The organism is Agrococcus sp. GW821-FHT14H11 (assembly GCF_058803545.1).
This window is the reverse complement of sequence record NZ_JBXAPA010000008.1, coordinates 44,303-69,308: the sequence shown is the minus strand read 5'-3', so window position 1 is coordinate 69,308 and position 25,006 is coordinate 44,303. Positions and strand designations below refer to the sequence as shown.

Below are 25,006 nucleotides of genomic sequence, written 5' to 3'. Positions count from 1 at the left end.
CGGTCAGGGGAGCACGTTGCGGTCGGCCGCGGCCGCCGCGCTGACGCGCCCCTCCTCGCCGGGCTTGAGCGCCACGATCTGGCCGGTGCGCGTGAACTCCTCCTGCACGGCCTCGTCGTGGCGGTGCGTCGCGAGGCTCACGACGATCGCGACGACGAGGTTGAGGATGAAGCCGGGCACGATCTCGTAGAGAGTGAAGAAGCCGATCTCGGTGGCCTGCTCGATCGCGTCCCAGATGAAGACGGTCGCGGCGCCCACGATCATGCCGGCAAGCGCGCCCCAGTTGGTGAGCTTGCGCCAGAAGAGCGTGAGCAGCACGACGGGTCCGAACGCGGCGCCGAAGCCGGCCCACGCGAAGCCCACGAGGCCGAGGATCGTGTCGGACGGGGTGATGGCGAGCAGCGCGGCGATCGTGGCGACGGCGAGCACGCACGAGCGGCCGAGGATGACGAGCAGGCGCTGCGACGGCGGGCGCTTCGCGAAGACCTGGAAGAGATCCTCGACGAGCGCCGACGAGCAGACGATCAGCTGGCTCGAGAGCGTCGACATGATCGCGGCGAGCACCGCGGCCAGCACGAGGCCGGCGACGAACGGGTGCAGCAGCGCCTGCGACATGGCGAGCACGATCGTCTCGGGGTTGTCGAGCGGGAGGCCCGACTGCTGCACGAAGGCGATGCCCACGAAGCCCGAGACCACGGCGCCGATGAGCGAGATGACCATCCAGCCGATGCCGATGCGGCGCGCGGGCTTCGCCGCGGCGACCGAGCGCAGCGCCATGAAGCGCACGATGATGTGCGGCTGGCCGACGTAGCCGAGGCCCCACGCGAGCGACGAGATGATGCCGAGCACGACCATGCCGTCGACGTCGGCGGGGATGAGCCCCGTGAGCTGCGCGCCCGAGTCGGCGATGCCGTCCTGCACGCCCTGCAGGCCCCCGACCGTGAAGAACGCGATGACGGGGATGATGATGAGCGCCAGGAACATCATCGCGCCCTGCACCATGTCGGTCAGCGAGGCGCCGAGGAAGCCGCCGAAGAGCGTGTAGGCGAGCGTCACGCCGCTGACGAGCAGCATGCCCCAGATGTAGTCGGCGCCGAAGGTCGACTCGAAGAAGACGCCGCCGGCGACCATGCCGGAGGAGACGTAGAAGGTGAAGAAGATCAGGATGATGAGGCCCGAGACGATGCGCAGGGCGCGCGAGCGGTCGCGCAGGCGGTTCTCGAAGAAGCTCGGGATCGTGATCGAGTTGCGCGCCACCTCGGTGTAGGCGCGCAGGCGCGGCGCCACGAACTTCCAGTTGAGGTAGGCGCCGATCGTCAGGCCGATGGCGATCCACGCCTCGATGAGGCCTGCGGCGAAGATGGCGCCCGGGAGGCCCATGAGCAGCCAGCCGGACATGTCGGAGGCGCCGGCGGAGAGCGCGGCGGTCGCCGGGTGCAGGTCCCGCCCGGCGAGCATGTAGTCCTCGTGGCTCTTCGTCTTCCGCGCCGCGTAGACGCCGATCGCGATCATCGCCGCGAAGTAGAGCCCGATCGCGAGCAGCTGGAAAGTGATGTCCGACATGGTCGACTCCTCGTCCGGTCGCCCACCAGGGTACTCACGGCTGCGTCACAGGGGAGGGGGACAAAACGGCGCGGGCGCTGACGACGAGGGCCTGGCGGGGATGCTATGTGTCGTGTCAGTGGCCCGTGGTGGGATGCGTGCATGGACGACGAGGCCCGGCTCGACATGGCGACGATCGCGCTGGTGCGATCGGGGCGGCTGGTCGATCCGCTGGGCCGCACCGCCGACGAGCTCGAGGACGCGTTCCGCGCCGAGCAGCTCGCCGAGCGCGGGTTCCGCACGCTCGCCGTGCCGGCCGGTCGGACGCCTGAGGCGACGGTGCGGCTGCTCGATGCGCAGCTGCGCGAGCCGCCGCTGGATCCCGCGCTCGCGCGGCTCGCCGCCGACGACGAGTTCGCCGCGCGCATGCGCGTGCTCGAGACGCGGTCGGCGCGCATCGAGGGTGAGCGGCGCGCTCTGATGGCGGCGCATCTGCAGCGCGTGCTCGACGCCGAGGGCGACTCGGCGCTCGCCGTGCGCGAGCTCGCGTCGCTCGCGGCAGTGGAGCTCGGCGTCTCGACGCGCGGCATGGAGCGCCGCATGACCGAGGCCTGGCAGACGGTCACCGAGCTGCCGGCCGCGCACGGCGCGGCGGCGGAGGGCCGCATCACGGTGAGCCACCTGCGGGTGATCGAGGGGGAGACGCGCGCACTGCGGCTCGACCCCGAGGTCGCCGTCGACGAGCGCGACCGCGTGGTCGCCGAGCTCGTCGCGGTCGCGGAGCGGTCGAGCCCCGGGCAGCTCCGCAGGCGCGCGAAGCGCGTGGTCGATGCGGTGCTCGCGGCTCCGCTGCAGCAGCGGCACGACGTCGCGCGCGAGCGTCGCGGGGTCGAGGTCTTCGACGTGGGCGACGGCATGTGCGACGTCGTGGCGCGGGTGCCCGCCGTGCTCGGGACAGGCATCCTCGACCGGTTGAGCCAAGCGGCGCGCGGCAAGCCGAAGGACGATCCGCGGTCGTTCGACCAGTTCCGCGCCGACACCTTCTGCGAGCTGCTGCTCGGCGGCACGGTACCCGACGACCTGCACGGCACGAGGATGCTGACGGCGCACGTGTCGGTGCTGATCCCAGCGACCGAGCTGCTCGGCGACGGCGAGCACGGCGCGGCCGTCGGCCCCGCCTTGAGCTTCCCCGCGTCGCTCGACGGCCGCACGCTCGTCGACCGCAGCACCGCGCAGTGGCTCGCCGGCGGCTCCGCCGTGTGGGAGCGCCTCTTCACCGACCCGGTCAGCGGCGTCGCCGTCACCGTCGACACCTATCGGCCGAGCGCGGGGCAGCGGCGCTGGCTGCAGGCGCGCGACGGCGGCTGCACGTTCCCCGGCTGCGCCTGCGGCAGCCGGCGCGCCGATCTCGACCACACGCGCGACTGGGCGAAGGGCGGCACGACGAGCATCGACAACCTCGCGACGCTGTGCCGCAGCGACCACGTGCTGAAGCACGGCTCGCGGTGGTCGATGCGGCAGCTCGCGCACGGCGAGATCGAGTGGACCACGCCGATCGGCGAGGTGGTCACGACGGTGCCGCAGCGCGTTGGTCCGACCTTCGCCGAGCTGCGGCCGCCCGATCCGCCAGGCCCGCGCCAGTCGTTCGCCGAGGCGTTCCCGCCGGGCTACCTCGACGAGCTGCTCGGCCCGGAGCGCAGTGCGTGACGACCTGGTGTGTGACGAAGCGTGACCGCCGCGGTTCCGGCTCCGCCGGCTGGCCGCATAGCGTGCCGATGACGACCTCAGGAGGCACGACATGACCCGCATCGACGTCACTCACGCCGGCAGCCTGCCGCGCACGCCCGAGCTGCTCGCCGCCAACGCCGCCCGCACCCTCGCCGACGACGGCCTGACCCTCGAGCGCACGCCCGAGTTCGAGGCGCTGCTCGCCGACGCCGTCGGCGACCTCGTGCGCCGCCAGCAGGAGCTCGGCATCACGATCGTCGGCGACGGCGAGTACGGCAAGGCCATGTCGTCGGCGCTCGACTACGGCGCGTGGTGGAGCTACGTCTTCCAGCGCGTCGAGGGCCTCGAGGTCACCGGCGAGGACATCTTCTCGGAGCCGCCGGTGCGCAGCGCGCCCGGCGACGTGCGGCTCACGTCGTTCCCCGACCGCCGCGACTGGGTGCGCTTCAAGGACGCCTACCTCGACCCCGACGACCCGCTGCTGAAGTCGACGCCCGCGACCGCGTTCCCCGCCACGACCGGTGCGCTTCGCTACACCGGCCACGAGGCCATCGCGACCGACATCGCGAACCTCCGGTCGGGTCTCGCCGCCACGAGCGCCGAGCAGGGCTTCCTCACCGCGCTGTCGCCCGGCTCGGCCGCGCGCATCGCCGACCGCCACTACGGCAGCGACGAGGAGCACATCTGGGCGTGGGCCGACGTGCTGCGCGAGGAGTACCGCGCCATCGTCGATGCCGGCCTCATCGTGCAGATCGACGACCCCTCGCTCGCCGAGAACTGGGACCAGATCAACCCCGAGCCGACGATCGAGGACTACCTCGACTTCACGCGCATCCGCATCGACGCGCTGAACCACGCCATCCGCGGACTGCCCGAGGAGCAGGTGCGCCTGCACATCTGCTGGGGCTCGTGGCACGGGCCGCACACGACCGACGTGCCCTTCGGCGACATCGCCCCGCTCGTGCTCGAGGCGAATGCCGGCACCTACTCGTTCGAGGCGGCGAACGCGCGCCACGAGCACGAGTGGCGCGTGTGGGAGCGCGTCGAGCTGCCCGAGGGCAAGCGCATCGCTCCCGGCGTCGTCGGCCACGCCACCAACGTCGTCGAGCACCCCGAGCTCGTCGCCGACCGCATCGAGCGCTTCGCGCGGCTGGTCGGGCCGGAGCGCGTCATCGCGTCGACTGACTGCGGACTGGGCGGACGCATCCACCCCGACATCGCCGTCGCCAAGCTCGAGTCGCTCGGGCAGGGCGCGCGCCTCGCCGAGCAGCGGCTCGGCGCCGCCGTCTCGATCGTCTGACGTCCGACGACATGCCCGCAGCGGGCGCGACGGCAGCGTGCACTGCCGCCGCGCCCGCTGCGCACGTCGGGGCGCACTCGCCCCGCCCGCGCCGGGTCAGTCGGCCGAGGCGTCGACCGGGTGCCCCGCGTCGTCCAGCACGAACGTGACCTCGAGCGTGACCTGCCACGAGGTGATCGCGCCGTCCCGGATGTTGACGACGTGGTCCTTGACCCACGCGCCCTCGACGCCGCGCAGCGTCTCGCTGGCCCGCGCGATGCCCTGCTTGACGGCGTCCTCGAAGCTCACGTCCGAGCGCGAGCTGATGGTGGTGATGCGTGCGACAGATGCCATGGCGAATCCTCCTTGACCGCGATGCGAGGGATCTCCTCGTCTCCCAGCCAAGCGCTCCTGACCGCCGAGCGGAACCCCCGAGCGCCGATCCGCCGGCTCAGCGCAGCACGACGGTGCGGTCGCCGACGCGCACCTCGACCTCGAAGCCGTCGGCCTCCGCCGGCACCACGGCGACCGCATCCGGCCCGACGCCGGTCTCGACGCCCAGCGCGGCGAGGCGTGCCTCCTCCTCGCCCGGCGACCGCGCCAGCCGACGGAGCCCGACGAGCTCGAGGACCGGGATGTCGCCCAGTCCCGGGTGCGGCGTCGAGCCCCAGTCGATGAGGAACGGCGGCTGCCGCTCATCGACGGGCCGCGCGAGCCGCCACGCGAGCTCGCCGCCGTCCGGCGTGCGGCGTGAGAGCGGCTCGACGTCCTTGATCGCGACGTCGGCAGCGCGCGCCCCGGCCACGGCGGCGTCGAGGTCGGTGGGGCGGATGGCCCAGCTCGCCACCGCGGGCGCATCGAGCCGCGCGATGCCGAACGCGGCGGTCTCGTCGGCGGACCTCCCGGAGGCCGGGTCGGGCCCGATCACCTCCAGGTACTGCCGCACGCGCTCGCCGCCGCGGGTGAACGCGATCAGCGCGTTCGCGGTGCCGGTCGGATGCGCCCCGCCCGGGGCCGCGCGCACCCCGGTGGCGCGCTCGACGAGCTCGACGGCCTGGGCGAGGTCGGGGCCGGCCAGCACGACGTGGTCGAGGAGCGCAGGCACCCCCATCACACGACCTCCGGCTCGCCGAGCGACAGCATCAGGCGGTTCGCCCAGTTGAAGAACGCCGCACCGCTGATCTGGTCGACGATGCCCGCGTCGTCGATGCCCGCCGCCCGGAGGCGCTCCACGTGCCCCGCCCCGAAGCCCGAGGGGGTCGCGGTGAGCGCCGCCGAGGCATCCGCGATCGCGTCCCAGCGCTCGTCGACCCGGGCGCCGACGCCCTCGTCGAGGAGCCGCTGCACGTCGTCCCCGCGCCCCGAGAGCCTCGAGGCGGCACGGGCGTGCACGGAGGCGCAGAAGACGCAGCCGTTCACCCGCGACGCGGCCGCGGCCGAGAGCTCGCGCTCCCAGCGCGGCAGGCCGCCCTCCTCGTTGCCGAAGATGTCGAGGTCGGTGAGGGTGCGGGCGCGCAGGGCCTCGGGGTCGCGCGCGAGCAGCCGGAAGTACGGGCTCGTCGACCGCGACGCCTCGACGAGCGCGTGCCGCTGCACGTCGGTGAGCTCGCCCTCCGGCACCGGCGGGAGCCACGGCACCCAGCCGAGCCCTCGCTGCGTGAAGCGCTCCGGGCGCCGCAGCGCCTCGTGCTCGATGATGGCGGTCATGCGCGGGCCTCCTGGAGGTCGGATGCGGCGGGCTCGGCAGGTGCCGCGGGCGCGGCGGCGAGTGCGCGGAGCCCGTGCACGAGCCGCAGCTGGAAGGCGAGGAACGCCACGAGCTGGCTGAGCGAGACGATCGCGTCGGCCTCCCAGCCGGCGTCGACGAGCGCGCGCAGCGACTCGGGGCGAGCGTCGCGCGGGTGCAGCACGAGCAGGTGCGCGTGCTCGAGGGCCGCCGCGAGCGGCGCCGGGATGGCCCTGCGGTCGACGGCTGCGGCGGGGCCGTCGACGGCCTCGCCGCGCAGGTCGGGCTCGCGGTAGCCGCCGTAGGGCCCGGAGGCGCGCCCCGCGTCGGCCGCGTCGGCGACCGCGGCGACGAGGGCCGGGTCCGCCTCGTCCGCGAGCAGCTCGAGGTAGAACGCCGACGCGCGCGAGCGCTCCGGCGACGGGTCGTGCAGGATCGCCGCGTAGGCGGCGATCGCGTAGCGGTCGGCGAGGCCGAGCGCGCCCGGTGCCGCCGGCTCGAGCAGCGCGAGGAAGCTCTGCTGCGCGTGCTCGCGCGCGTCGGGCCGCGCGCGCCGGATCTCGTCGAGCCGCGACCCGGCGGGGATCTCGGCGAGGTGGTCGATGACGTCGTCATGCGACATGGCGGTGCTCCTGCTCCTGCTCGTGGGTGCGCCCGGCGTTCCAGCCGAGCGCGGGGGCGACCTCGCGGGCGAACAGCTCGAGCGACCGCGCGGTGATCTCGTGGTGGGGGTCGACCGAGTGCGCCTGGATCGACACCTCGGTCGCGCCGACCGCGACAGCGTCGGCGGCGAGCGACTCGGCGACCTCGGTCGCGGTGCCCAGGTGCGTCTCGCTGCGCACGAGCAGCTCGTCGAGCGTGAGCGAGCCGGGCGCGACGCCCTGCAGCTGCGCGAGCTGCCGCGTCAGGCCCGCCTCGGCGTGCGCGCGCACCGCGCGGCGCTCGGTGGCGTCGACGACGACGACGCTGCGGGAGGCGAGGATGCGCGGCTGCACGCCCGCGGGCAGGGCGTCGAGGTAGGCGTCGACGACGGGCCGCTGCACATCCCACACGCGCGGTGGCAGGGCCGCGTCGGGCAGGCCGGCGGGCGGCGGCTGCAGCCGCGAGAGCATCAGCCCGTCGCCCTGCGCGCCGATCGCGCGGGCGCCCTCGACCGAGAACGTGGCCTGCCAGATGCGGTCGGTCAGCGTGGCCGCCCGCGGCTCGATCGTGACGTCGGCGGTGCCGCCCAGCAGCGAGCGCACGCGCACGAGCTTCGCGTCGTAGACGGCCCGGCGGTGCGCGGGGTCCTCGCCGAAGGCGCTGAGCGTCGCGGGGCTGCCGCCGGTGCCGAGCCCGAGCTCGAAGCGGCCGCCGGCGATCGTGTCGAGCACCGCGGCGTCCTCGGCGGTGCGCGTCGGCTGCTCGTGCGCGAGCGTGAGGATCGCGGTGCCGAGCCGGATGCGCCGGGTGCGGGCGGCGGCCGCGGCGAGCAGCACGAACGGCGACGGCAGGCCGCCCTCGTCGCGGTCGAGGTGGTGCTGCGCGACCCAGGCGGTGCGGTAGCCGAGCCGCTCGGCGAGCTCGATCTGGTCGAGCGCGATGCGGTAGCGCTCGGCGGCCGGGGCATCGTCGAGGATGCGCGTGAAGAATCCGATCTCTGGGGCCATCAGGCCACCTCCTGGGCTGTGCGGACGGGCTGGGCGGTGCGGACGGGCTGCGCGGTGCGGACGGATGGGCCGGGCGCGGCTGCGCGGTCCGGCTGCGCGGCGCGCAGCCACTCGGGCGTCGGCACGGCCTCGAGCAGCGCGCGCGTGTAGTCGTGCTGCGGCGCCGTCAGCACCTGCTCGGCGCTGCCGGTCTCGACGGCCTCGCCGCGGCGCAGCACCGTCGTCGTGTCGGCGATGCGGCGCACGACCGCGAGGTCGTGGGTGATGAACAGGTACGTGAGGCCGAGGTCGCGCTGCAGCGCCTCGAGCAGGTCGAGGATCTGCGACTGCACCGTCACGTCGAGCGCCGACACCGCTTCGTCGAGCACCACCACCTCGGGCTCGATGATGAGCGCGCGCGCGATCGCGACGCGCTGCCGCTGCCCGCCCGAGAGCTCGCGCGGCAGCCGGCCGGCGACGTCTGCGGGCAGGGCCACCTGGTCGAGCGCCGTGGCGACGCGGCGGGCGAGCTCCGCCCGGCCGCCGGGGCCAGTGCCGCGCAGGCCGCCCTCCTCCGGACGCCAGTTGCGCAGCGGCTCGCCGATGGTCTGCGCGATCGTGCGGCGCGGGTCGAGCGAGGCGTACGGGTTCTGGGAGACGAGCTGCACGAGCCGGCGGATGCCCCGGTCGCGCCGGTCGGCGACGACGTCGCGGCCGCCGATCCGGATCGCGCCGGCCGTCGGCGCGTGGAGCGCGGCGACAGCGCGGCCGATCGTGGTCTTGCCCGAGCCGGACTCGCCGACGAGCGCGTGCGTCGTGCCCCGCTCGATGCCGAAGGTCACGGCGTCGACGGCGCGGAACGCATCCGCGCCCCGCCCGTACTCGTGGACGAGGCCGGCGACCTCGACGAGCGGCGCCGCAGGAGCGCGCGCGGCACGCGGCGCGAGGTCGGCGAGCGCGGGCGCGTCGGCGAGCAGCTCGCGCGTGTACGCGCTCGCCGGCTGCTGCAGCACGGCGCGCGTGGCGCCCGCCTCCTCGAGCGCGCCGCCGCGCAGCACCGCGATGCGGTCTGCGCGCTCGGCCGCCACCGCGAGGTCGTGCGTGATGAGCAGCACGCTCGAGCCGAGCTCCGCGCGCAGCTCGTCGAGCAGGTCGAGGATGCGGCGCTGGACGGTGACGTCGAGGGCGCTCGTGGGCTCGTCGGCGATGATCAGCTCGGGCTCGAGAGCGATGGCCGCGGCGATGAGCGCCCGCTGCCGCATGCCGCCCGAGAGCTCGTGCGGGTACTGGCCCGCGCGCCGCTCGGGATCGTCGAGCCCGACGCGGTCGAGCAGCTCGACGACGCGGCGGCGGATGCGGTCGCGGCCGCCGAGGCCCGCGCTCGCGCCCGCGTGGATGCGCAGCGGTGCGGCGACCGAGGCGCCGATGGTCTGCACGGGGTTCAGCGACGTGCCCGGGTCCTGCGGCACGAGCGCGATCCGACGGCCGCGCAGCTCGCGCACCGCCCGCGGCGGCAGCTGGGCCAGGTCGACCGGACGACCGGCGAGCCGCAGCTCGATCGACCCCGCGTCGACGCGGCCGCCCTCCGGCAGCAGCCCGATGATCGACTGGCCGATGGTGGTCTTGCCCGAGCCCGACTCGCCGACGAGCGCGAGCACCTCGCCGCGGCCGAGCTCGAGCGAGACGCCCTCGACGGCGGTGCGGCGGCCGTGGAGGCCGCGGCCGTGCCGGGTGCGGTAGGAGACGGCGAGGCCGTCGACGCGCAGCAGCGGCTCGGTCATGCGGTTGCCTCCCTGATGGCGGCCGCGATCCGGTTCGCGGCGAGGACGACGGCGGCGACCACGACGCCGGGCAGCGTCGTGAGCCACCAGGCGCTCGCGACGTAGTCGCGGCTCTCGGCGATGAGCAGGCCCCACTCGGGCGTGGGCGGCGGTGCGCCGTAGCCGAGGAAGCCGAGGGTCGAGATCTGGAGGATGGCGCTGCCGAACTGGAGCGCGGCGAGCGCGAGCACCGCCCCGAGCGAGTTCGGCAGCACGTGGCGGCCGAGCACGGCGAGGAAGGTGCCGCCCGAGCCGAAGGCCGCCTCGACGTAGTCGCTGCGGCGGACGCGCACGACCTGGGAGCGCGAGAGGCGGGCGAAGACGGCGATCGAGGTGACGCCGACGGCGATCGCGGCGTTCGTGACGCCGAAGCCGAGCAGCACGATCACGCTCAGCGCGAGCAGCAGGCCGGGGATCGCGAGCAGCACGTCGACCACCCGCATGAGGCCCTCCTCGACGAGGCCGCCGATGGAGCCGGCGAGCACCCCGATCGCGGTGCCGGCGAGGAGGCCGACGAGCACCGCGATCGCGGCGCCGGAGAGCGAGTTGCCGGCGCCGAAGATGACGCGGGCGAGCAGGTCGCGGCCGGTCGCGTCGTTGCCGAACGGGTGCGCGGCGCTCGGCGCCTGCAGGGCGTCGGCCGCGACGCCGGCGAGGGGGTCCTGGCTCGTGAACAGCCACGGCAGGAACGCCCAGGCGAGCGCGATCGCGAGCACGGCGATCGAGACGACGAGGGTCGCGCGCGGCTTCGGCCGCGCGGCGGGCTCGTCGCGGCGGGGGAGCAGGAGGCTCGTGACGGCGCTCATGCCCGCACCTCCTTCCTGAGGCGCGGATCGATCGCCGGAGCGAGCAGGTCGACGGCGAGGTTGATGACGACGAAGGCGACGGCCGAGATGACGACCACGGCCTGCAGCACGGGGATGTCGCGGGTGGCGACGGCATCGGCGGTGAGGCGGCCGAGCCCCGAGCGGGCGAAGACCGTCTCGGTGACGACGGCGCCCGCGATCAGCTCGCCGAAGAGCACGCCGGCGATGGTGAGGGTCGGCAGCAGCGCGTTCCGGGCCACCTCCCTGCCGAGCAGCCAGGCCGGGCCGGCCCCGCGCGCTCGGGCGACGATGACGAACGGCTCCGCGAGCGTGTCGTCGATCGCGCGGATGAGCACCTGCGCGAGCGGGGCAGCGATCGGGATCGCGATGGTGACGACCGGGAGCACGAGCGCCTCTGCCGGGCTCGCGTTGATGACGGGGATGAGCCCGAGCCGGAAGGAGACCACCTGCAGCAGCACGATGCCGATCCAGAACACCGGGATGGAGACGAACAGCGGCGGCAGCGAGCGGAACGCCCGGCGCAGCCACTCGGTGCCCGCGAAGGTCGCGGCGGCGGCGATGCCGACCGCGAGCACCGCCGCGAGCGCGAAGCCGAGGCCCGCGAGCGCGAGCGTCGGCGGCAGCGAGGCGGCGATGAGGGTCGAGACCTCCGCGCCGCTCTGCAGCGAGGTGCCGAGGTCGCCGGTCAGGAAGCCCCCCGCCGACAGGCCCAGCTGCACCCACCACGGCTGGTCGGCGCCGTAGGCGACGCGGAGGGCCTCGAGCTGCTCGGGGGTGAGGCCAAGCTCGGGGCTCGCGTACCGGGCGACGATCGCGTCGCCCGGCAGCGCGTGCAGCAGGAGGAAGGCGAGCACGAACGTCGCGACGACCACGAGGAGGGCCTGCCCGACGCGGCGGAGCGCGAACCGGGCGGTCGGCGGCGCGGCGGGGCGCCAGCGGGGCGGAGCTGCCTCCGGTGCGGGTCGGATCACGACGCTCATGCTCGCCTCCCGCCTCAGTCCTCGAGCCAGACGGCAGCGAGCGAGGGGCGCCCCACCGACTCGGTGCGGAAGCCCTGCACGTTCGGCTGCACGCCGTACACCTGCGGTTCCTCGAAGAACGGCAGCACGTAGGCCTGCTCGGTCAGGTGCGCCTGGATGGCGGCCGAGGCCTCCTCGCGGCCGTCGACGGTCGGCTCCGACGCGACGCGCTGCAGCAGCTCCTCGAGCTCGGCGTCGATCGGCTCTCCGTCGGCGTCGGCGTTCTGCAGCGTGCTGCGGTTCTCGATCGAGTACTGGCTCTTGATCACGTCGAAGTCCGCGCGCCCGACCATCGAGTGGTAGATCTGGATCTGCTCCACGTCGGCCGATGCGGCGGTCTGCGCGGCCTGGTCGCCCTGGAAGAGCTCGAGCTCGACGCCCACCTCGCGCAGCTGCTGCGCGACCAGCGTGATGACGTCGCGCGAGCGGGGCTGCGGGAGCGCCTCGTTCACGACCAGGTGCAGCCGCTCGCCGTCGCGCACGCGGATGCCGTCGGCGCCGGGCTCCCAGCCGGCCTCGTCGAGCAGCCGGTTCGCGAGCTCGGGGTCGAAGGCGTAGGCGTCGCCCTGGTCGGCGTAGCCGAGCGCCGTCTGCGACAGCGACGAGGTGGCGAGCGGGTACTGCTCGGAGAAGATCGACGAGACGATCGCCTCGCGGTCGATCCCGGCGATGAGCGCCTGCCGCACGCGGATGTCCTCGAGCAGCGGGTGGCCGAAGCGGAAGCTGAGGCCGTTGTTCACGCCGTTGGTCTGCGCCGCGACGATGGGGATCCCGGCGGCGGAGACCTCGGCCTCGTGCTGCGGCTCGACCTGCCGCGCGATGTGGGCCTGGCCGGAGGTGAGCGCGCCGATCCGCACGCTGTCCTCGGGCGCGATCACGATGTCGACGGCGTCGACGTACGGGCGGCCCTGGTTCTCGGCCGACGCGGGGGCCCAGGCGTAGTCCTCGCGCGCGGCGAGGCGGATCGAGGTGCCGACCTCCTCCGACTCGACGACGAAGGGGCCCGCGCCGATGATCTCGGTCGCGTTCCCAGGGCCGAAGCCCTCGGAGTCGCGCTCGAGCGTCGCGTCGGCCAGCAGGCCCGAGTTGATGGTCGAGACTGCCTGCGCGAAGCCGGGGGCGGGCGCGCTGAACGTGAAGCGCACCGTGTCCTCGTCGACGACCTCCCCGGCGGTGAAGTCGTTGATCGCCTCGGAGACGATGAGCGCGCGGTCGGTGTCGCCTGTCCCGAAGAGCTCGATGTTCGCGACGACGTTCTCGGCGGTCAGCGGCGTGCCGTCGGAGTAGGTGACGTCGGTGCGGATGTCGAAGGTGTACTCGGTCGCGTCGTCGTTCACCTCCGGCAGCGCCGTGGCGATCCAGGGCTCGAGCTCGAGCGTCTCGGGGTCCTGGTGCAGCAGGCGTGCGGTGAGGTTGTTGACGAGCGCGCCGTTGGGGTAGAAGCCCGCGCTCGGCGGGTAGAGCGAGGTGTAGGCCTGATGCTCGAGGTAGGTGAGCGTGCCGCCGACGACCGGCTCGCCGTCGCCGCCGGCGGCGGGCGAGGACGCCTCGCTCGCGGAGCAGGCCGAGAGCGCGAGCGCGGCGACGAGGGCGCCGGCGATGCCGACCCGGCGGGGGGACGTGCTGTGGACCACGATGAACCTCCATAAGCAGGACTTGGTGCTGCCACAAGTACAGACGATCGGGTCGCGTCGCGCACATCGCCCTGCAACGCGGCGTCACACTTCGCCAGGGATGCGGTCGCGCACCAGGCCGACGGGGCCGCCCGCTCGCGCGGACGGCCCCGTCGGCCGGAGAGCGGCTCAGCGCACCGCGACCGCCGCGCGGGCGCGCGCCGCTGCCTCGACGAGCCCCCGCAGGCTCGCCACGGTCTCCTCGTAGCCGCGGGTCTTCAGCCCGCAGTCGGGGTTGACCCACAGCAGCCCCGCGGGGATGCCGTCGGTCGCGGTCGCGAGCAGGGCGTCGAGCTCGTCGGCGCCCGGCACGCGAGGGGAGTGGATGTCGTAGACGCCCGGTCCGATGCCGCGGCCGAACCCGTGCTCGGTCAGCGCGCCGACCACCTCCATGCGGGAGCGGGCCGCCTCGATGCTCGTGACGTCCGCGTCGAGGCCGTCGATCGCATCCACCACCGCGTTGAACTCCGAGTAGCACAGGTGTGTGTGGATCTGCGTCGCCGGCGCGGCGCCCGCGGTCGCGAGCCGGAACGCGTCCACCGACCACGCGAGGTAGTCGGGGCGCGCCTCGCGGCGCAGCGGCAGCAGCTCGCGCAGCGCCGGCTCGTCGACCTGCACGATGGAGACGCCTGCCGCCTCGAGGTCGGCGATCTCGTCGGCGAGCGCGAGCGCCACCTGATCGGCGGTCTCGCCCAGCGGCTGGTCGTCGCGCACGAACGACCACGCGAGGATCGTGACGGGGCCCGTGAGCATGCCCTTGACGGGCCGGTCGGTGAGCGACTGCGCGTAGGCGATCCACTCGACCGTGAACGGCGCGGGCCGCGACACGTCGCCCCACAGGATCGAGGGCCGGGTCGCGCGCGAGCCGTACGACTGCACCCAGCCGTGCTCGGTCGCCGCGAAGCCGTCGAAGTGCTCGGCGAAGTACTGCACCATGTCGTTGCGCTCGGGCTCGCCGTGCACGAGCACGTCGAGGCCGAGCTCCTCCTGCAGCTCGACCACGCGGCGCACCTCGGCGCGCAGGACCTCGGCGTAGGCGGCGTCGTCGAGCTCGCCCCGCGCGTGGCGCGCCCGGGCGGCGCGGATCTCGCCCGTCTGCGGGAACGACCCGATCGTGGTCGTCGGCAGCGGCGGCAGGTCGAGCCGCTTGCGCTGCAGCGCGTCGCGCTCGGCATAGGGCGCGCGCTCGCGCGCCTCGGCGGGCAGCGCCGCGAGGCGCTCGCGCACCGCGCCGTCGCGCACGCCGGGCGCGGCGGCGCGGTCGGCGATGGCAGTGCGCGCGGCGGCGAAGCGCGCCTCGTCGGGAGCGCCCTCGAGCGCCGCGGCGAGGGCCGCGACCTCCTCGACCTTCTGGTCGGCGAAGGCGAGCCAGGAGCGCAGCCGCTCGTCGAGGCCGCCCTCGGCGTCGAGGTCGTGCGGCACGTGCAGCAGCGAGGTCGACGTGCCGACCGAGACGGGGCCGCGCTCGGCGAGGGAGCGCAGCGCCTCGTGCGCCGCGTCGAGGTCGGTGCGCCACACGTTCCGGCCGTGCACGACGCCCGCGACGAGCGGCAGCGCCCCGGTCGCGGGCGCGGTGCCGCGCACGAGGTCGATGGCGAGCGCGTCGACGTCGGCAGCGAGGGGCTCGACCCGGCCGGCCGCGTCGCCGTGGCCGGTGTGCAGCAGCACGCGCAGCCCCGCGCTCCGCACCGCGTCGGCGCCGGCGCGCGCGACCGCCTGCAGCTCTGCCGTCGCCACGTGGTCGAGGTCGGCGACGAGCGCCGGCTCGTCGAGCTGCACCCACGTGGCGCCGGCGGCGGCGAGCGCGCTCGCGAGCTCGGCGTAGGCAGGCACGAGGCGCTCCGCGAGCTCGATCGGGCGCACCCCGTCGGCCTTCGCGAGCGCCAGGTAGGTCGCGGGGCCGACGACCACGGGGCGCGCGTGGACGCCGGCCTCGCGAGCCTCGAGGAAGCGATCGACGATGCGGCGGTCGGCGAGCGAGAAGGTCGAGTCGGCGTCGAGCTCGGGCACGAGGTAGTGGTAGTTCGTGTCGAGCCACTTCGTCATCTCGAGCGGCGCGTCCTCGGCGTCGCCGCGGGCGAGCAGCCACTCGCCGGCGAGCCCGCCCGGGAGCCGGCCGCGCAGCCGCGGCGGGACCGCGCCGAAGGTGAGCGTGGCGTCGAGGACGTGGTCGTAGTGCGCGCCGTCGACGGGGATGGACGCGTCGTCGGGCCGGAGCCCGAGCGCCACGAGCCGCTCGAGGTCGGCGCGGCGCTGCTCGGCGGCGGCGGCGTGGAAGCCCTCGTCGTCGAGTCGCCCGCGCCAGTGGGCCTCGAGCGCGCGCTTCAGCTCGCGTCGGCGGCCGATGCGGGGGTAGCCGAGGATCGTGCCCCCGGGGAAGGTGCTGGTCATGGTGCTCCTGTCGTGATCGTGCGGGTGGGGGCGAGCGCGCCGATGCCGTGCAGCACGTCGATCGCCGGCCGGTGGTCGTTGAAGGTGTAGAGGTGCACGCCCGGCGGGTCGTGCTCGGCGAGCGAGTCGATGAGCGCGACGGCCGCATCGACGCCGATCGCGACCGCCTCCGCGGGCGTCGCCCGCTCGAGCCGCTCGGCGAGCACGCGCGGCAGCCCCTCGCCGGCGAGCTGCGCCGAGCGCACGAGCCGGCGGTGCGAGGTGGGGATGACGACGCCGGGCACGATCGGGATGGTCACGCCGCGCGCGCGTGCGAGCTCGACGTAGCGCGCGTAGTCGTAGGGGTCGTGGAACAGCTGCGTGATCGCGAGCGTCGCCCCCACCTCCTGCTTCGCGAGCAGCGCGTCGACGTCGCCGCGGTGCACCCCCGCGCCGGGGTGGCCGTTCGGGAAGGCGGCGACGGCGATCTCGACGCCGCAGCGCCGCTCGGCGAGCGCCGAGGCCCGCAGCCCCGGCAGCGGCACCTCGGCGTAGGGCACCCGCTCCGAGTCGACGCGATCGATGAGCTGCACGAGCTCGGCCGCCGACCGCAGCGACGTGGCGGGCTCGGGGACGCCGTCAGCGGGCGGGTCGCCGCGGAGCGCGAGGAACCTCGTGATGCCGGCGTCGAGGAACTGCCGCACGAGCCGGGCCGTGTCGCTCACCCCGAGCCCCGTGCAAGTGAGGTGCGCCATGGGGCTCACCCCCGCGTCGAGCAGTCGCTGGAGGACGCCGAGCGAGTGCCGCGAGGTCGTGCCGCCGGCGCCGAACGTGACCGAGACGAACGCCGGCTCCACGGCGGCGAAGGCGTCGACCGCCTCGAGCATGCGCGCCGCGGCGGCATCGTTCCGGGGCGGGAAGAGCTCGAAGGAGTAGGGGAGCGCGCTCACGGTGCCTGTTCCTCCAGGGCCAGCCCCTCCAGCGCCTGCTCGAGGTCGGCCACGATGTCGTCGGCCCGCTCGAGCCCGACCGAGATCCGCACGAGCCCCGGCGTGATGCCGAGCGCGCGCCGCTCCTCCTCGGCGAGCTTGCCGTGGATGGTGCTGCCGGTGTGGATCGCGAGCGTGCGCACGTCGCCGATGTGGGTCATCTGGCTCACGAGCCGCAGCCGGTCGAGGAAGGCGCGCGCCGCGGCCCTGCCGCCGCGCAGCTCGACCGAGACGACCGATCCCGCGCCGTCGGGCAGCATCCGCCCGACGACCTCCGCCTGGGCGTCGTCGTGGTCGGGGTGGTGCACGCGCGCGACGGCCGGATGCGCCGCGAGGGCGGCGACGACGGCGCGCGCGTTGGCGACGTGCCGCTCCATGCGCAGCGAGAGCGTCTCGATGCCGTGCAGCAGCAGGAAGGCGCTCGTCGGCGGGAAGGTCGGCCCGTGCTCGAGCACGATGACCGAGCGCAGGTAGGCGCCGTAGGCCGCGCTCCCGAAGCGCTCGGCGAACGACGGCGCGCCGTGCGGGCGCGGGGCGTGCAGGTGCGGGAAGCGCTCGGCCGACCAGTCGAAGGCGCCGCTGTCGATGACCGCGCCGCCGATGACGGAGCCGTGGCCGCCGAGCCACTTCGAGGTCGAGTGGATGACCACGGCCGCGCCGTGCTCGAAGGGGCGGCACAGGTAGGGGGTCGCGACGGTGTTGTCGACCACGAGCGGCACGCCGGTGCGCGCCGAGACGCGGCCGAGGAGCGCGAGGTCGGCGACCTCGCCGAGCGGGTTCGCGATCGACTCGGCGTAGATGGCGCGGGTCGTCGGCCGCACGGCCGCCACCCAGCGCTCCTCGTCGGCGTCGATCGGCAGCTGCTCGAACTCGAGCCCCTGCCGCGCGAGCGAGCCGCGCACCATCTCGCGCGTGCCCTCGTAGAGGCGGTCGGTCGTGAGGATGTGGTCGCCGGCCTGCGCGAGGGCGTGCAGCGCCGCGGCGATCGCCGCCTGGCCGCTCGCGACGAGCACCGCGTCGGCGCCGCCCTCGAGGTCGGCGATGCGGCGCGCCGCGACGACGTTGGTCGGGTTGTCGTTGCGGGAGTAGGCGCGCTTGGCGCTGCGGCCCGCGAAGCGCTCGACGCCGTCGTCGAAGTCGTCGAGCACGTAGCCGGCGCTCTGGTAGATCGGCGTGACCCGCGCGCCCGCCTCGCCGTCGACGATGGCGCCGGCGTGGATCTGCCGGGTCTCGAAGCCCCAGCCGCCGCTCATCGACCGGCTCCCGCGCCCACCGGCAGCACGGCGTCGGCGATCCGCTCGACGGCCTCCTCGAGCACCGGCGCGGGTGTCGCGAAGACGAGCCGCACGTGCGTCTCGGAGCCGCGGCCGCAGAGCGCCCCGTCGGTGAGCGTGACGCCGGCGCGCTCGCGCAGCAGCGTCGCGGGGCTGCCGGCGGGCAGGCCGAGGCCCGCGAGGTCGAGCCAGGCGAGGTAGGTCGCCTCGGGCGCGCGCCAGCGCACGCCCGGCAGCCGCTCGGCCAGCAGCCCGGCGAGCAGGTCGCGGTTGCGCTGCAGGTAGGCCACCGCCTCCGCGAGCCACGGCCCGCCGTCGCGGTAGGCGGCGGTCGACGCGATCACGCCGAGCGTCGAAGCGCCGTGGGCGACGGCGAACCCGAAGCGGCGGTAGACGGCCTCGTCGGCATCGTTCGCGGTGATGAGCTGCGCGGCCTTCAGCCCCGGGATGTTCCACGCCTTCGAGGCGCTCGTGCCGGTGACCGCGTGGGCCGCGGCGGCGGGGGACACGGATGCGTAGGGCACGTGCGCGCGCCCGTCGAAGCGGATCGGGGCGTGGATCTCGTCGGCGAAGACCCGGCCGCCGTGGCGCTCGACGATCGCCGCGATCGCCTCGAGCTCGGCGCGCGGCAGCACCGTGCCGGTCGGGTTGTGCGGGTTGCACAGCACGAGCGTGCGGGCGCCGGCGGCGAACGCGCGGTCGATGGCCTCGAGGTCGTGGCACCAGCGGCCGTCCTCCACGACGCCGGGCACCTCGACGACGGGTCGCCCGAGGGTCGCGAGGTAGGTGAGGAAGGGCATGTAGGCGGGGGTCGGCACGATGACCGCCGAGCCGGCCGGCGAGTACTCCTCGACGGCGACGCCGAGGGCGGCCATGACGTCGGAGACCGCGTGCACCCGCTCGGGGTCGACGGCCCATCCGTGCTCCCGCGCCTGGAAGGCGGCGGTCGCCTCGGCGAGCTCGGCGGCCGTGGCCGGCGCGAGGTAGCCGAGCACGTCGTCCTGCACGGCGCGCGCGAGCGCCTCGCGCACGGGCGGCGCGGTGCCGAAGTCCATCTCGGCCACCCAGGCGCCGATCGTGCCCGGGTGCAGGCTCCACTTGCGGCTCGACGGGCGCTCGAGGTCGACCCGGCGGATGCCGTCCCAGGCGTGCTCGCCGCGACAGTGCTCGGCCATGCTGCTCCCTCATCTCGTGGACGAGGGCCAGACTCGCAGTGGCTGCGCCGCAGGCGCACCCCGGGCGGTAACACGGCGACATGCGCCGCGCGCGCCCGCGGGCGTCAGTCGTCGCGCTGGGGAGCGTTCCGCCTCGCGGCCCAGGCGAGCGCCCAGAGGGCGACGACGACCGCCGCGCACACCATGGACGCCCACAGCCCGGCACCCGTGGAGACGACGACCTCGAAGATGAAGCTCGTCACGCCGACGAGGAGCACCGACACGACCACGAGCGTCGCGATCAGCAGCACGTTCGCCAGCCGCACGATCTCCTGCTTCATGCGCTTCTGGAAGTGGAGGCGGTGCACGAGCACGGGCGTGAGGCCCAGGACGGTCGCGAGCGCGGCGAGCGCGACGAGCACGAGGTAGTGCATCACCTCGTCCTGGTCGAGGTCGCGGAAGCCCGACTGGAACGCGACCGCCAGCAGGAAGCCGGAGACCAGCTGCGTGCCGGTGAGCACGACGCGGAGCTCCTGCAGGATGTCGCCGAAGTTGCGGTCGGCGCGCTCCTCAGGGGTCTCGTCGCGCCCGCGGGTGTCGTTCTGCATGTCGGCATCCTGCCACCGACTCGGGCCATCCGTGCGCCACGGGCGCCGCCACGGCGCAGCGCTCCGGTTCAGTGGTCGCGGAGGCGCTCGATCAGCTCGGCCTTCTTGAGCCCCGAGGTGCCCTCGATGCCGAGCTCCTTCGCTCGGTCGCGCAGCTCGTCGCCGGTGCGATCCTCGTAGCGCTCGGCGTCGCCGCCGCGCTCGCCGACCTCGGAGCGGCCGTCGCGCGCCGCCGCGTTGGCGATGCGGGCCGCCTTCTCCTTCGAGTTCCCCTCGTCGCGGAGCTTCTCGTAGAGCTCCTCGTCCTTGATGTGCGGATCAGGCATCGGATTCCTCTCGCAGCGGGTCGTCGTCGGGCACCGACGCTACTCGTCGACGCCGTCGCGTCAAGGGCCGCGGCACGGCGAGCAGCGCGATGCCGGCGCCCACGACCACGAGGCCCGCCCAGCCGACCGGCGTCGGCCGCTCGCCGACGACGAGCACCGCGAGCAGCGTCGCGACCACCGGCTCGGCGAGCGCGAGCGTGGTCGCGCTCGACGACGGCAGCGCCCGCAGCGCGTAGCCGAAGAGCAGGTAGGCGAGGGCCATGGGCACGAGGGCGAGGTACCCGATCGTGAGCGCGCCGCCCGGCGATGCGAGCGGGCCGAGGCCGACCACCGCGAGCCACGCGAGGCACGCGAGCCCGCCGAGCAGGAAGAGCGCGCCCATCGCGCCGGTCGCCGGAGCGCCACGGGCGATGAGGCGAGCGCCCGCGAAGGCGTACAGCGCGTAGCCCAGCCCGGCCGCGAGCGCGAGTGCGACGCCCGCGGGCGCGGCCGAGGCATCCGCCGGTCCGCCGCCCGCGGCGGCGCCGTGCCCGCCCACCGCGAGGAGGGCGATGCCCACCACCGCGACGCCCGTGGCGGCCGCCCAGCGCCGGTCGGGGCGCCGGCGGTCGACCGCCCACTCGAGGAGGGCCGCGAAGATCGGGCCCGAGCCGAGCGCCACGACGTTGCCGACGGCGACGCCCGCGAGCGTCATCGACGGGTAGTAGGCCGCCGGGTAGAGCACGACGCCCGCGGCGCCGGCGAGCAGCCACCCCAGGTGCGCGCGCTGCCGCAGCACGCCGAGCACGCGCCGGGCGGATGCGGCGGCGAGCAGGAGCCCGCCGACGCCGAACGTCGCGAGCCCGATCGCGAGCGCCGAGGAGCCGGACGGCGCGAAGTGCGCGACGGTGCCGGTGGTGCCCCACAGCACGGTCGCGAGCAGCACCGCGACCGCGTGCGAGGGACGCGCCTCGGCCGCGGGGATCTGCACGCGACGATCCTACGGACGTGCCAGCATGGCCCCATGCGACACCGCGTCTCCGAGCTGCTCGCCGGCGCCCGACTGCTGCTGCGCGGCTTCGGCACCTGGGCCCGCGACCCGGGCCTCATGCTGCTGGGCGCCATCCCGGCGCTCATCGTGGGGCTCGCCATGCTCGCCCTCGTCGTGCTGCTCGCCTTCCAGGTGGGCGGATGGGCCGAGGCGCTCACGCCGTTCGCCGACGGGTGGGACGAGCAGTGGTCGGGCGCGCTGCGGCTCGCCCTCGCCCTCGGCATCCTCGTCGGGGCGGTCGTGCTGTGCGTGCTCACCTTCGCCGCCGTCACGCTGGCGGTCGGCGAGCCGTTCTACGAGCGCATCTCCCGCTCGGTCGAGCGGCGGCTCGGCGGCATCCCCGACGAGGTCGAGCTGGGCTTCTGGCCCGGGCTGGGCAAGGGCCTGCGCGACGCGGTCGTGCTCATCGGCATGGCGATCGGCACGGGCGCCGTCGTGTTCCTCGTGGGCCTCGTGCCGCTCGTCGGCACGGTGCTCGGGCTCGTGGCGGGCGCCGTGCTCGGCGGCAGCGCGCTCGTGCGCGAACTGACCGGCATCGCCGGCGACGCGCGCGGCCTCTCGCTCGCCGAGCGCCGCGCGCTGCTGCGCAGCCGTCGCTGGCGGTCGCTCGGCTTCGGCATGGTCGCCTACCTGCTGCTGCTCGTGCCCGGGCTCGCCGTCGTCGCGACGCCCGTGGCTGTCGTGGGCGCTACCCTGCTGGTGCGCGACCTCCGCGGCGAGCCGACGACGGCCGTCCAGAGCGCGCCGTAGGCTGGTCGGGCCCACCCCACCGAGAGGTTCCATGCCTGCTGCAGCCGCTGTCCGACGCGCCTCCGCCGACGAGATCGCCGATTGGGACGCGCTCATCGAGGCGAACCCCGACGGCGGGCACATGGTGCAGTCGAGGGCGTTCGCCGAGGTGAAGCGCTTCGACGGCCTCGAGCCCGTCTTCCTCGTGATCGACGCGCCCCTTCCGGTCGGCGGCGGCACCGAGCGCATCCACGCCCTCGCCCTCGAGGGCTCGGTGTCGCTCGGCCGCTACTGGTACCTGCCGATGGGGCCGACCGCCACCGACATGGCGGCCGTCGTCGAGGGCCTCCGCGCCTTCGCCCGCACCGAGCAGGGACTGCTGGTGGTCAAGATCGAGCCGCACCTCGAGCGATCGCCCGAGCGCATCAACGAGCTCGTCGCGCTCGGCCTCGAGCAGAGCCGCGACATGCAGGTGATGACGCACACGGTGGTGCTCGACCTCGCGCAGGGCGAGGAGGAGCTGTTCGCGTCGTTCTCGCAGATGATCCGCCGCCAGGTGCGCGGCGCGACCAAGAAGGGCTACCGCGTCGAGCGCCCAGAGCCGACCCGCGAGACCTTCGACCGCATGCACGCGATGATGCTCACGGTGCAGGGCGGCAAGGGTATGGCCGGCATGCGCGAGCGCGCGTACTACGACGAGTTCTGGGGCCGCTTCACCGAGGCCGGCACGGGGCGCTTCTACTTCGGCTACGACGACGACGGGGACGAGCCGCAGGCCGGCATCTTCGTCACGACCGCGGGCCGCACCGCCGTCTACAAGGACGGCGGCTCGCGCCCCGACCGCAAGATCAACGGCGGCTCAGCGCTGCTGCTGTGGACGGCGATGCAGGACTGCATCGCCGAGGGCAAGCTCGCCTTCGACCTCGCCGGCACGCCGCCGGCCGACCGCGCCGACGACCCGACGCATCCGTTCCACGGCCTCGCGCAGTTCAAGCTGCGCTTCGGGTCGATCACGAGCTTCCTGCCGTCGTTCGACCTCGTGCTGCACCCGGTGCGGCACCGCCTGTGGGAGTCGGTCGTGCGCCGCGTCGAGTGGCGCCTGAAGCCCGGCCCGGACACGCTGCGATGAGCGCGCCCACCGCGGTCCGCTTCGCGACCGACGACGAGATCGCGCGCTGGGACGAGCTCATCGAGCAGAACCCCGACGGCGGCATCATGACCGGCGCCCGGGCCATGGGCGAGATCAAGCGCTACGACCGGCTCGAGCCGCGCTTCCTCGTCGTCGAGGGCGCTGAGACCGTCTACGCGCTCGCCCACGAGGGCACCGTCTGGCTCGGCCGCTACTGGTACGTGCCGCTCGGCCCGACCTGCGCCGACCTCGAGGGCATGGTGCGGGCGATGCGCGAGTTCGGCCGCCGGCAGGCGGGCCTGCTCGCCATCAAGGTCGAGCCGCACCTGCTCCGCAGCCCCGAGCTCATCGCCCGCATGGAGGGCGTGGGCGCCGTGCGCAGCCGCGACATGCAGCTGCTCACCCACACGGTCGTGCTCGACCTCACGCGCGGCGACGAGCTCATCATGGACTTCCAGAAGAAGCTCCGCTCGTCGATCCGCGGCGCCGAGAACAAGGGCTACCGCGTCGAGCGCATCGAGGCGCACGACGCGACCGAGCACGACTTCGAGCGCTTCTACGAGCTGCTGAAGACCATCAACGGCGGCGAGGGCGTCGCGGCGATGCGCGAGTACGCCTACTACCGCCTCTTCTGGGGCGAGTTCGCGAAGACCCGCAACGGCCGCTTCTACTTCGGCTACGACGACGACTCCGGGCAGGCGCAGGCCGCGATCTTCGTCACGCTCGCCGGCCGCACCGCCGTCTACAAGGACGGCGGCTCGCGCCCGACGCGGCACATCGCCGGGGGAGCGGCGCTGCTGCTGTGGCGCGCGATGCAGGACGCCGCGGCCGACGGCAAGTCGGCCTTCGACCTGTGCGGCACGCCCCGCCCCGACCAGCTCGACGACGAGACGCACTGGTACCACGGCGTGGGCCAGTTCAAGAAGAAGTTCGGGCCCGTCGTCAGCTACCTGCCGTCGTTCGACATCGTGCTCCGCGGCGTGCGCCACCGGCTCTGGGAGCAGGCGGTGCGCCGCATCGAGTGGCGACTGAAGCCCGGCACCGACGCCCTGCGATAGGAGACCCGTGGCATCCGCATCCGCCCACCGCTGGACGATCCGCCGAGCCCGGCAGGACGAGCTGCTCGACTGGGACGCCCGGGTCGAGGCGAACCCCGACGGCGGCCAGTGGACCCAGGGGCTCGCCTACGCGAAGCTCAAGGCCACCGAGCGCCTGCACCCGGTGTTCCTCGTGCTCGAGGCCGAGGGCGCCGGGCCGGTGCACGTGCTCGCCCTCGAGCACCGCAGCCTCGCCGGCCGCTACTGGTACCTGCCGCTCGGCCCCGGTGCCGCCTTCGACGAGCTGCCCGGCATCGCGGATGCGCTGCGCGCGGCCCGCGGGGACGTCGCGAAGGGCGTGTTCGCGGTCAAGGTCGAGCCGTACGAGGTCGACACGCCGGAGCGGCGCGAGGCGCTGCGCGCGGCCGGCTTCCGCGCGGCGAACACGGTGCAGCAGAACATCCACACCGTGCTCGTCGACCTGCGCCCAGACGTCGACGACATCTTCGCCGGGTTCAGCAAGAAGCTGCGCAACCACATCCGCAACGCGATCAAGCACGGGTACCGCGTCGAGAAGGTGCCGCACTCGGAGGAGACGTACGAGCAGATGTACGCGCTCATGCAGACGGTCGCCGGCGGCAAGGGCGTCGACACGATGAAGCCGTACGCGTACTACCGCACGCTGTGGGGCGAGCTGTGCGAGCGCGGGCAGGGCCACTTCTGGTTCGGCTACGACGGCGCGCACGACGGCCCGCAGGCGTCGGCGTTCATGATCGGCTTCGGCCGCTACGCGCTGGCCAAGGACGGCGGGAGCGTGCCCGACCGGGCGATCCGCGGCGGCGCGCACCTGCTGCGCTGGACGGCGATGCAGTGGTTCAAGGAGCAGGGCCGCGAGGTCTACGACACGTACGCGACGCCGCCGTCGTGGCGCGCCGACGACGAGACGCACCGGATGCACGGCCCGGGCATCTTCAAGCGCCTCTTCGGCCCGATCGTCGACCACCTGCCGAGCCACGACCTCGTGCTCGACGAGGCGCGCTACCGCCTGTTCCTGCGGCTGCTGCTGCCGGTCGAGCGGCGCGTGCGCCGGCGCCCCTGGGGCATCTGGTAGCCGAGGC

At 74.5% G+C, this 25,006-nt stretch carries 23 protein-coding genes; 6 read left to right on the top strand and 17 right to left on the bottom strand.

All coding sequences use genetic code 11. The features are described from left to right. Positions 1-3: 3 nt before the first annotated feature. Positions 4-1,563: a sodium/proline symporter PutP gene (gene putP / locus AC1RNL_RS10235; RefSeq protein ID WP_492935140.1), complete on the bottom strand. Its 1,560-nt coding sequence runs from the start codon at positions 1,561-1,563 to the stop codon at positions 4-6. Positions 1,564-1,704: 141 nt separating this feature from the next. On the opposite strand from putP, the gene AC1RNL_RS10230 reads away from it, so the two are divergent. Together AC1RNL_RS10230 and AC1RNL_RS10225 are read left to right on the top strand one after the other, a co-directional pair. Next, entirely contained in the window at positions 1,705-3,249 is a 1,545-nt protein-coding gene (locus AC1RNL_RS10230) for an HNH endonuclease signature motif containing protein (RefSeq protein WP_492935139.1), read from the top strand. Positions 3,250-3,340: 91 nt separating this feature from the next. Next, positions 3,341-4,570: a cobalamin-independent methionine synthase II family protein gene (locus tag AC1RNL_RS10225; RefSeq protein ID WP_310125527.1), complete on the top strand. Its 1,230-nt coding sequence runs from the start codon at positions 3,341-3,343 to the stop codon at positions 4,568-4,570. Positions 4,571-4,666: 96 nt separating this feature from the next. Here the strand turns inward: AC1RNL_RS10225 and AC1RNL_RS10220 are convergent, their stop codons facing one another. From AC1RNL_RS10220 to AC1RNL_RS10145, 16 genes are all read right to left on the bottom strand, one after another. Then, positions 4,667-4,903, bottom strand: coding sequence for a dodecin family protein (locus tag AC1RNL_RS10220; protein WP_310125524.1), 237 nt, complete (start codon positions 4,901-4,903; stop codon positions 4,667-4,669). A gap of 97 nt (positions 4,904-5,000) precedes the next feature. Continuing rightward, the gene (locus tag AC1RNL_RS10215) at positions 5,001-5,660 is read right to left on the bottom strand and encodes a VOC family protein (RefSeq protein ID WP_128189765.1); all 660 of its coding nucleotides are present in this window, start codon (positions 5,658-5,660) and stop codon (positions 5,001-5,003) included. After that, positions 5,660-6,256 carry an alkylhydroperoxidase domain protein gene (locus AC1RNL_RS10210; RefSeq protein ID WP_128189766.1) on the bottom strand — a complete coding sequence of 199 codons (597 nt, stop codon included), beginning with the start codon at positions 6,254-6,256 and terminating at the stop codon, positions 5,660-5,662. Before AC1RNL_RS10210 ends, AC1RNL_RS10215 begins: the two co-directional genes overlap by 1 nt. Next, positions 6,253-6,897 (bottom strand): CMD domain protein, encoded by a 645-nt coding sequence (locus AC1RNL_RS10205; RefSeq protein ID WP_128189767.1) that lies wholly within the window; start codon positions 6,895-6,897, stop codon positions 6,253-6,255. The genes AC1RNL_RS10210 and AC1RNL_RS10205 overlap by 4 nt, the downstream gene beginning before the upstream one ends. Further along, positions 6,887-7,924 (bottom strand): LLM class flavin-dependent oxidoreductase, encoded by a 1,038-nt coding sequence (locus AC1RNL_RS10200; protein WP_128189768.1) that lies wholly within the window; start codon positions 7,922-7,924, stop codon positions 6,887-6,889. The genes AC1RNL_RS10205 and AC1RNL_RS10200 overlap by 11 nt, the downstream gene beginning before the upstream one ends. After that, on the bottom strand, positions 7,924-9,684 hold the full coding sequence (locus AC1RNL_RS10195) for a dipeptide ABC transporter ATP-binding protein (protein WP_492935138.1): 1,761 nt from the start codon (positions 9,682-9,684) through the stop codon (positions 7,924-7,926). Before AC1RNL_RS10195 ends, AC1RNL_RS10200 begins: the two co-directional genes overlap by 1 nt. Beyond that, the gene (locus tag AC1RNL_RS10190) at positions 9,681-10,529 is read right to left on the bottom strand and encodes an ABC transporter permease (RefSeq protein ID WP_128190328.1); all 849 of its coding nucleotides are present in this window, start codon (positions 10,527-10,529) and stop codon (positions 9,681-9,683) included. Before AC1RNL_RS10190 ends, AC1RNL_RS10195 begins: the two co-directional genes overlap by 4 nt. Beyond that, positions 10,526-11,530, bottom strand: coding sequence for an ABC transporter permease (locus tag AC1RNL_RS10185; protein ID WP_128190327.1), 1,005 nt, complete (start codon positions 11,528-11,530; stop codon positions 10,526-10,528). The genes AC1RNL_RS10190 and AC1RNL_RS10185 overlap by 4 nt, the downstream gene beginning before the upstream one ends. Positions 11,531-11,544: 14 nt before the next feature. Continuing rightward, positions 11,545-13,203, bottom strand: coding sequence for a TIGR04028 family ABC transporter substrate-binding protein (locus AC1RNL_RS10180; RefSeq protein ID WP_128190326.1), 1,659 nt, complete (start codon positions 13,201-13,203; stop codon positions 11,545-11,547). Between the two features lie 168 nt (positions 13,204-13,371). Continuing rightward, on the bottom strand, positions 13,372-15,633 hold the full coding sequence (gene metE, locus AC1RNL_RS10175; protein ID WP_492935137.1) for a 5-methyltetrahydropteroyltriglutamate--homocysteine S-methyltransferase: 2,262 nt from the start codon (positions 15,631-15,633) through the stop codon (positions 13,372-13,374). Beyond that, on the bottom strand, positions 15,630-16,562 hold the full coding sequence (locus AC1RNL_RS10170; RefSeq protein ID WP_492935136.1) for a methylenetetrahydrofolate reductase: 933 nt from the start codon (positions 16,560-16,562) through the stop codon (positions 15,630-15,632). The genes metE and AC1RNL_RS10170 overlap by 4 nt, the downstream gene beginning before the upstream one ends. Continuing rightward, positions 16,559-17,854, bottom strand: coding sequence for an O-acetylhomoserine aminocarboxypropyltransferase/cysteine synthase family protein (locus tag AC1RNL_RS10165; RefSeq protein WP_492935135.1), 1,296 nt, complete (start codon positions 17,852-17,854; stop codon positions 16,559-16,561). The genes AC1RNL_RS10170 and AC1RNL_RS10165 overlap by 4 nt, the downstream gene beginning before the upstream one ends. Continuing rightward, positions 17,851-19,050, bottom strand: a complete 1,200-nt coding sequence (locus AC1RNL_RS10160; RefSeq protein ID WP_492935134.1) for a MalY/PatB family protein — start codon at positions 19,048-19,050, stop codon at positions 17,851-17,853. Before AC1RNL_RS10160 ends, AC1RNL_RS10165 begins: the two co-directional genes overlap by 4 nt. A gap of 104 nt (positions 19,051-19,154) precedes the next feature. Further along, positions 19,155-19,637, bottom strand: coding sequence for a DUF6328 family protein (locus tag AC1RNL_RS10155; protein WP_492935133.1), 483 nt, complete (start codon positions 19,635-19,637; stop codon positions 19,155-19,157). A gap of 68 nt (positions 19,638-19,705) precedes the next feature. Beyond that, positions 19,706-19,963: a DUF7218 family protein gene (locus tag AC1RNL_RS10150; protein ID WP_492935132.1), complete on the bottom strand. Its 258-nt coding sequence runs from the start codon at positions 19,961-19,963 to the stop codon at positions 19,706-19,708. Next, complete coding sequence (locus AC1RNL_RS10145) at positions 19,956-20,933, bottom strand: DMT family transporter (RefSeq protein WP_492935131.1); 978 nt, start codon at positions 20,931-20,933, stop codon at positions 19,956-19,958. Before AC1RNL_RS10145 ends, AC1RNL_RS10150 begins: the two co-directional genes overlap by 8 nt. A 33-nt stretch (positions 20,934-20,966) precedes the next feature. Here AC1RNL_RS10145 and AC1RNL_RS10140 point away from each other — a divergent pair, with 33 nt between their 5' ends. The 4 genes from AC1RNL_RS10140 to AC1RNL_RS10125 are packed head-to-tail and all read left to right on the top strand — an operon-like array spanning position 20,967 to position 24,999. Then, positions 20,967-21,743 carry an EI24 domain-containing protein gene (locus AC1RNL_RS10140; protein ID WP_146354187.1) on the top strand — a complete coding sequence of 259 codons (777 nt, stop codon included), beginning with the start codon at positions 20,967-20,969 and terminating at the stop codon, positions 21,741-21,743. Positions 21,744-21,774: 31 nt separating this feature from the next. Next, the gene (locus AC1RNL_RS10135; RefSeq protein WP_310125491.1) at positions 21,775-22,851 is read left to right on the top strand and encodes a lipid II:glycine glycyltransferase FemX; all 1,077 of its coding nucleotides are present in this window, start codon (positions 21,775-21,777) and stop codon (positions 22,849-22,851) included. Beyond that, positions 22,848-23,909 (top strand): lipid II:glycine glycyltransferase FemX, encoded by a 1,062-nt coding sequence (locus AC1RNL_RS10130; RefSeq protein ID WP_492935130.1) that lies wholly within the window; start codon positions 22,848-22,850, stop codon positions 23,907-23,909. Before AC1RNL_RS10135 ends, AC1RNL_RS10130 begins: the two co-directional genes overlap by 4 nt. Positions 23,910-23,916: 7 nt before the next feature. Next, positions 23,917-24,999, top strand: coding sequence for a lipid II:glycine glycyltransferase FemX (locus tag AC1RNL_RS10125; RefSeq protein ID WP_492935129.1), 1,083 nt, complete (start codon positions 23,917-23,919; stop codon positions 24,997-24,999). Positions 25,000-25,006 lie beyond the last annotated feature (7 nt).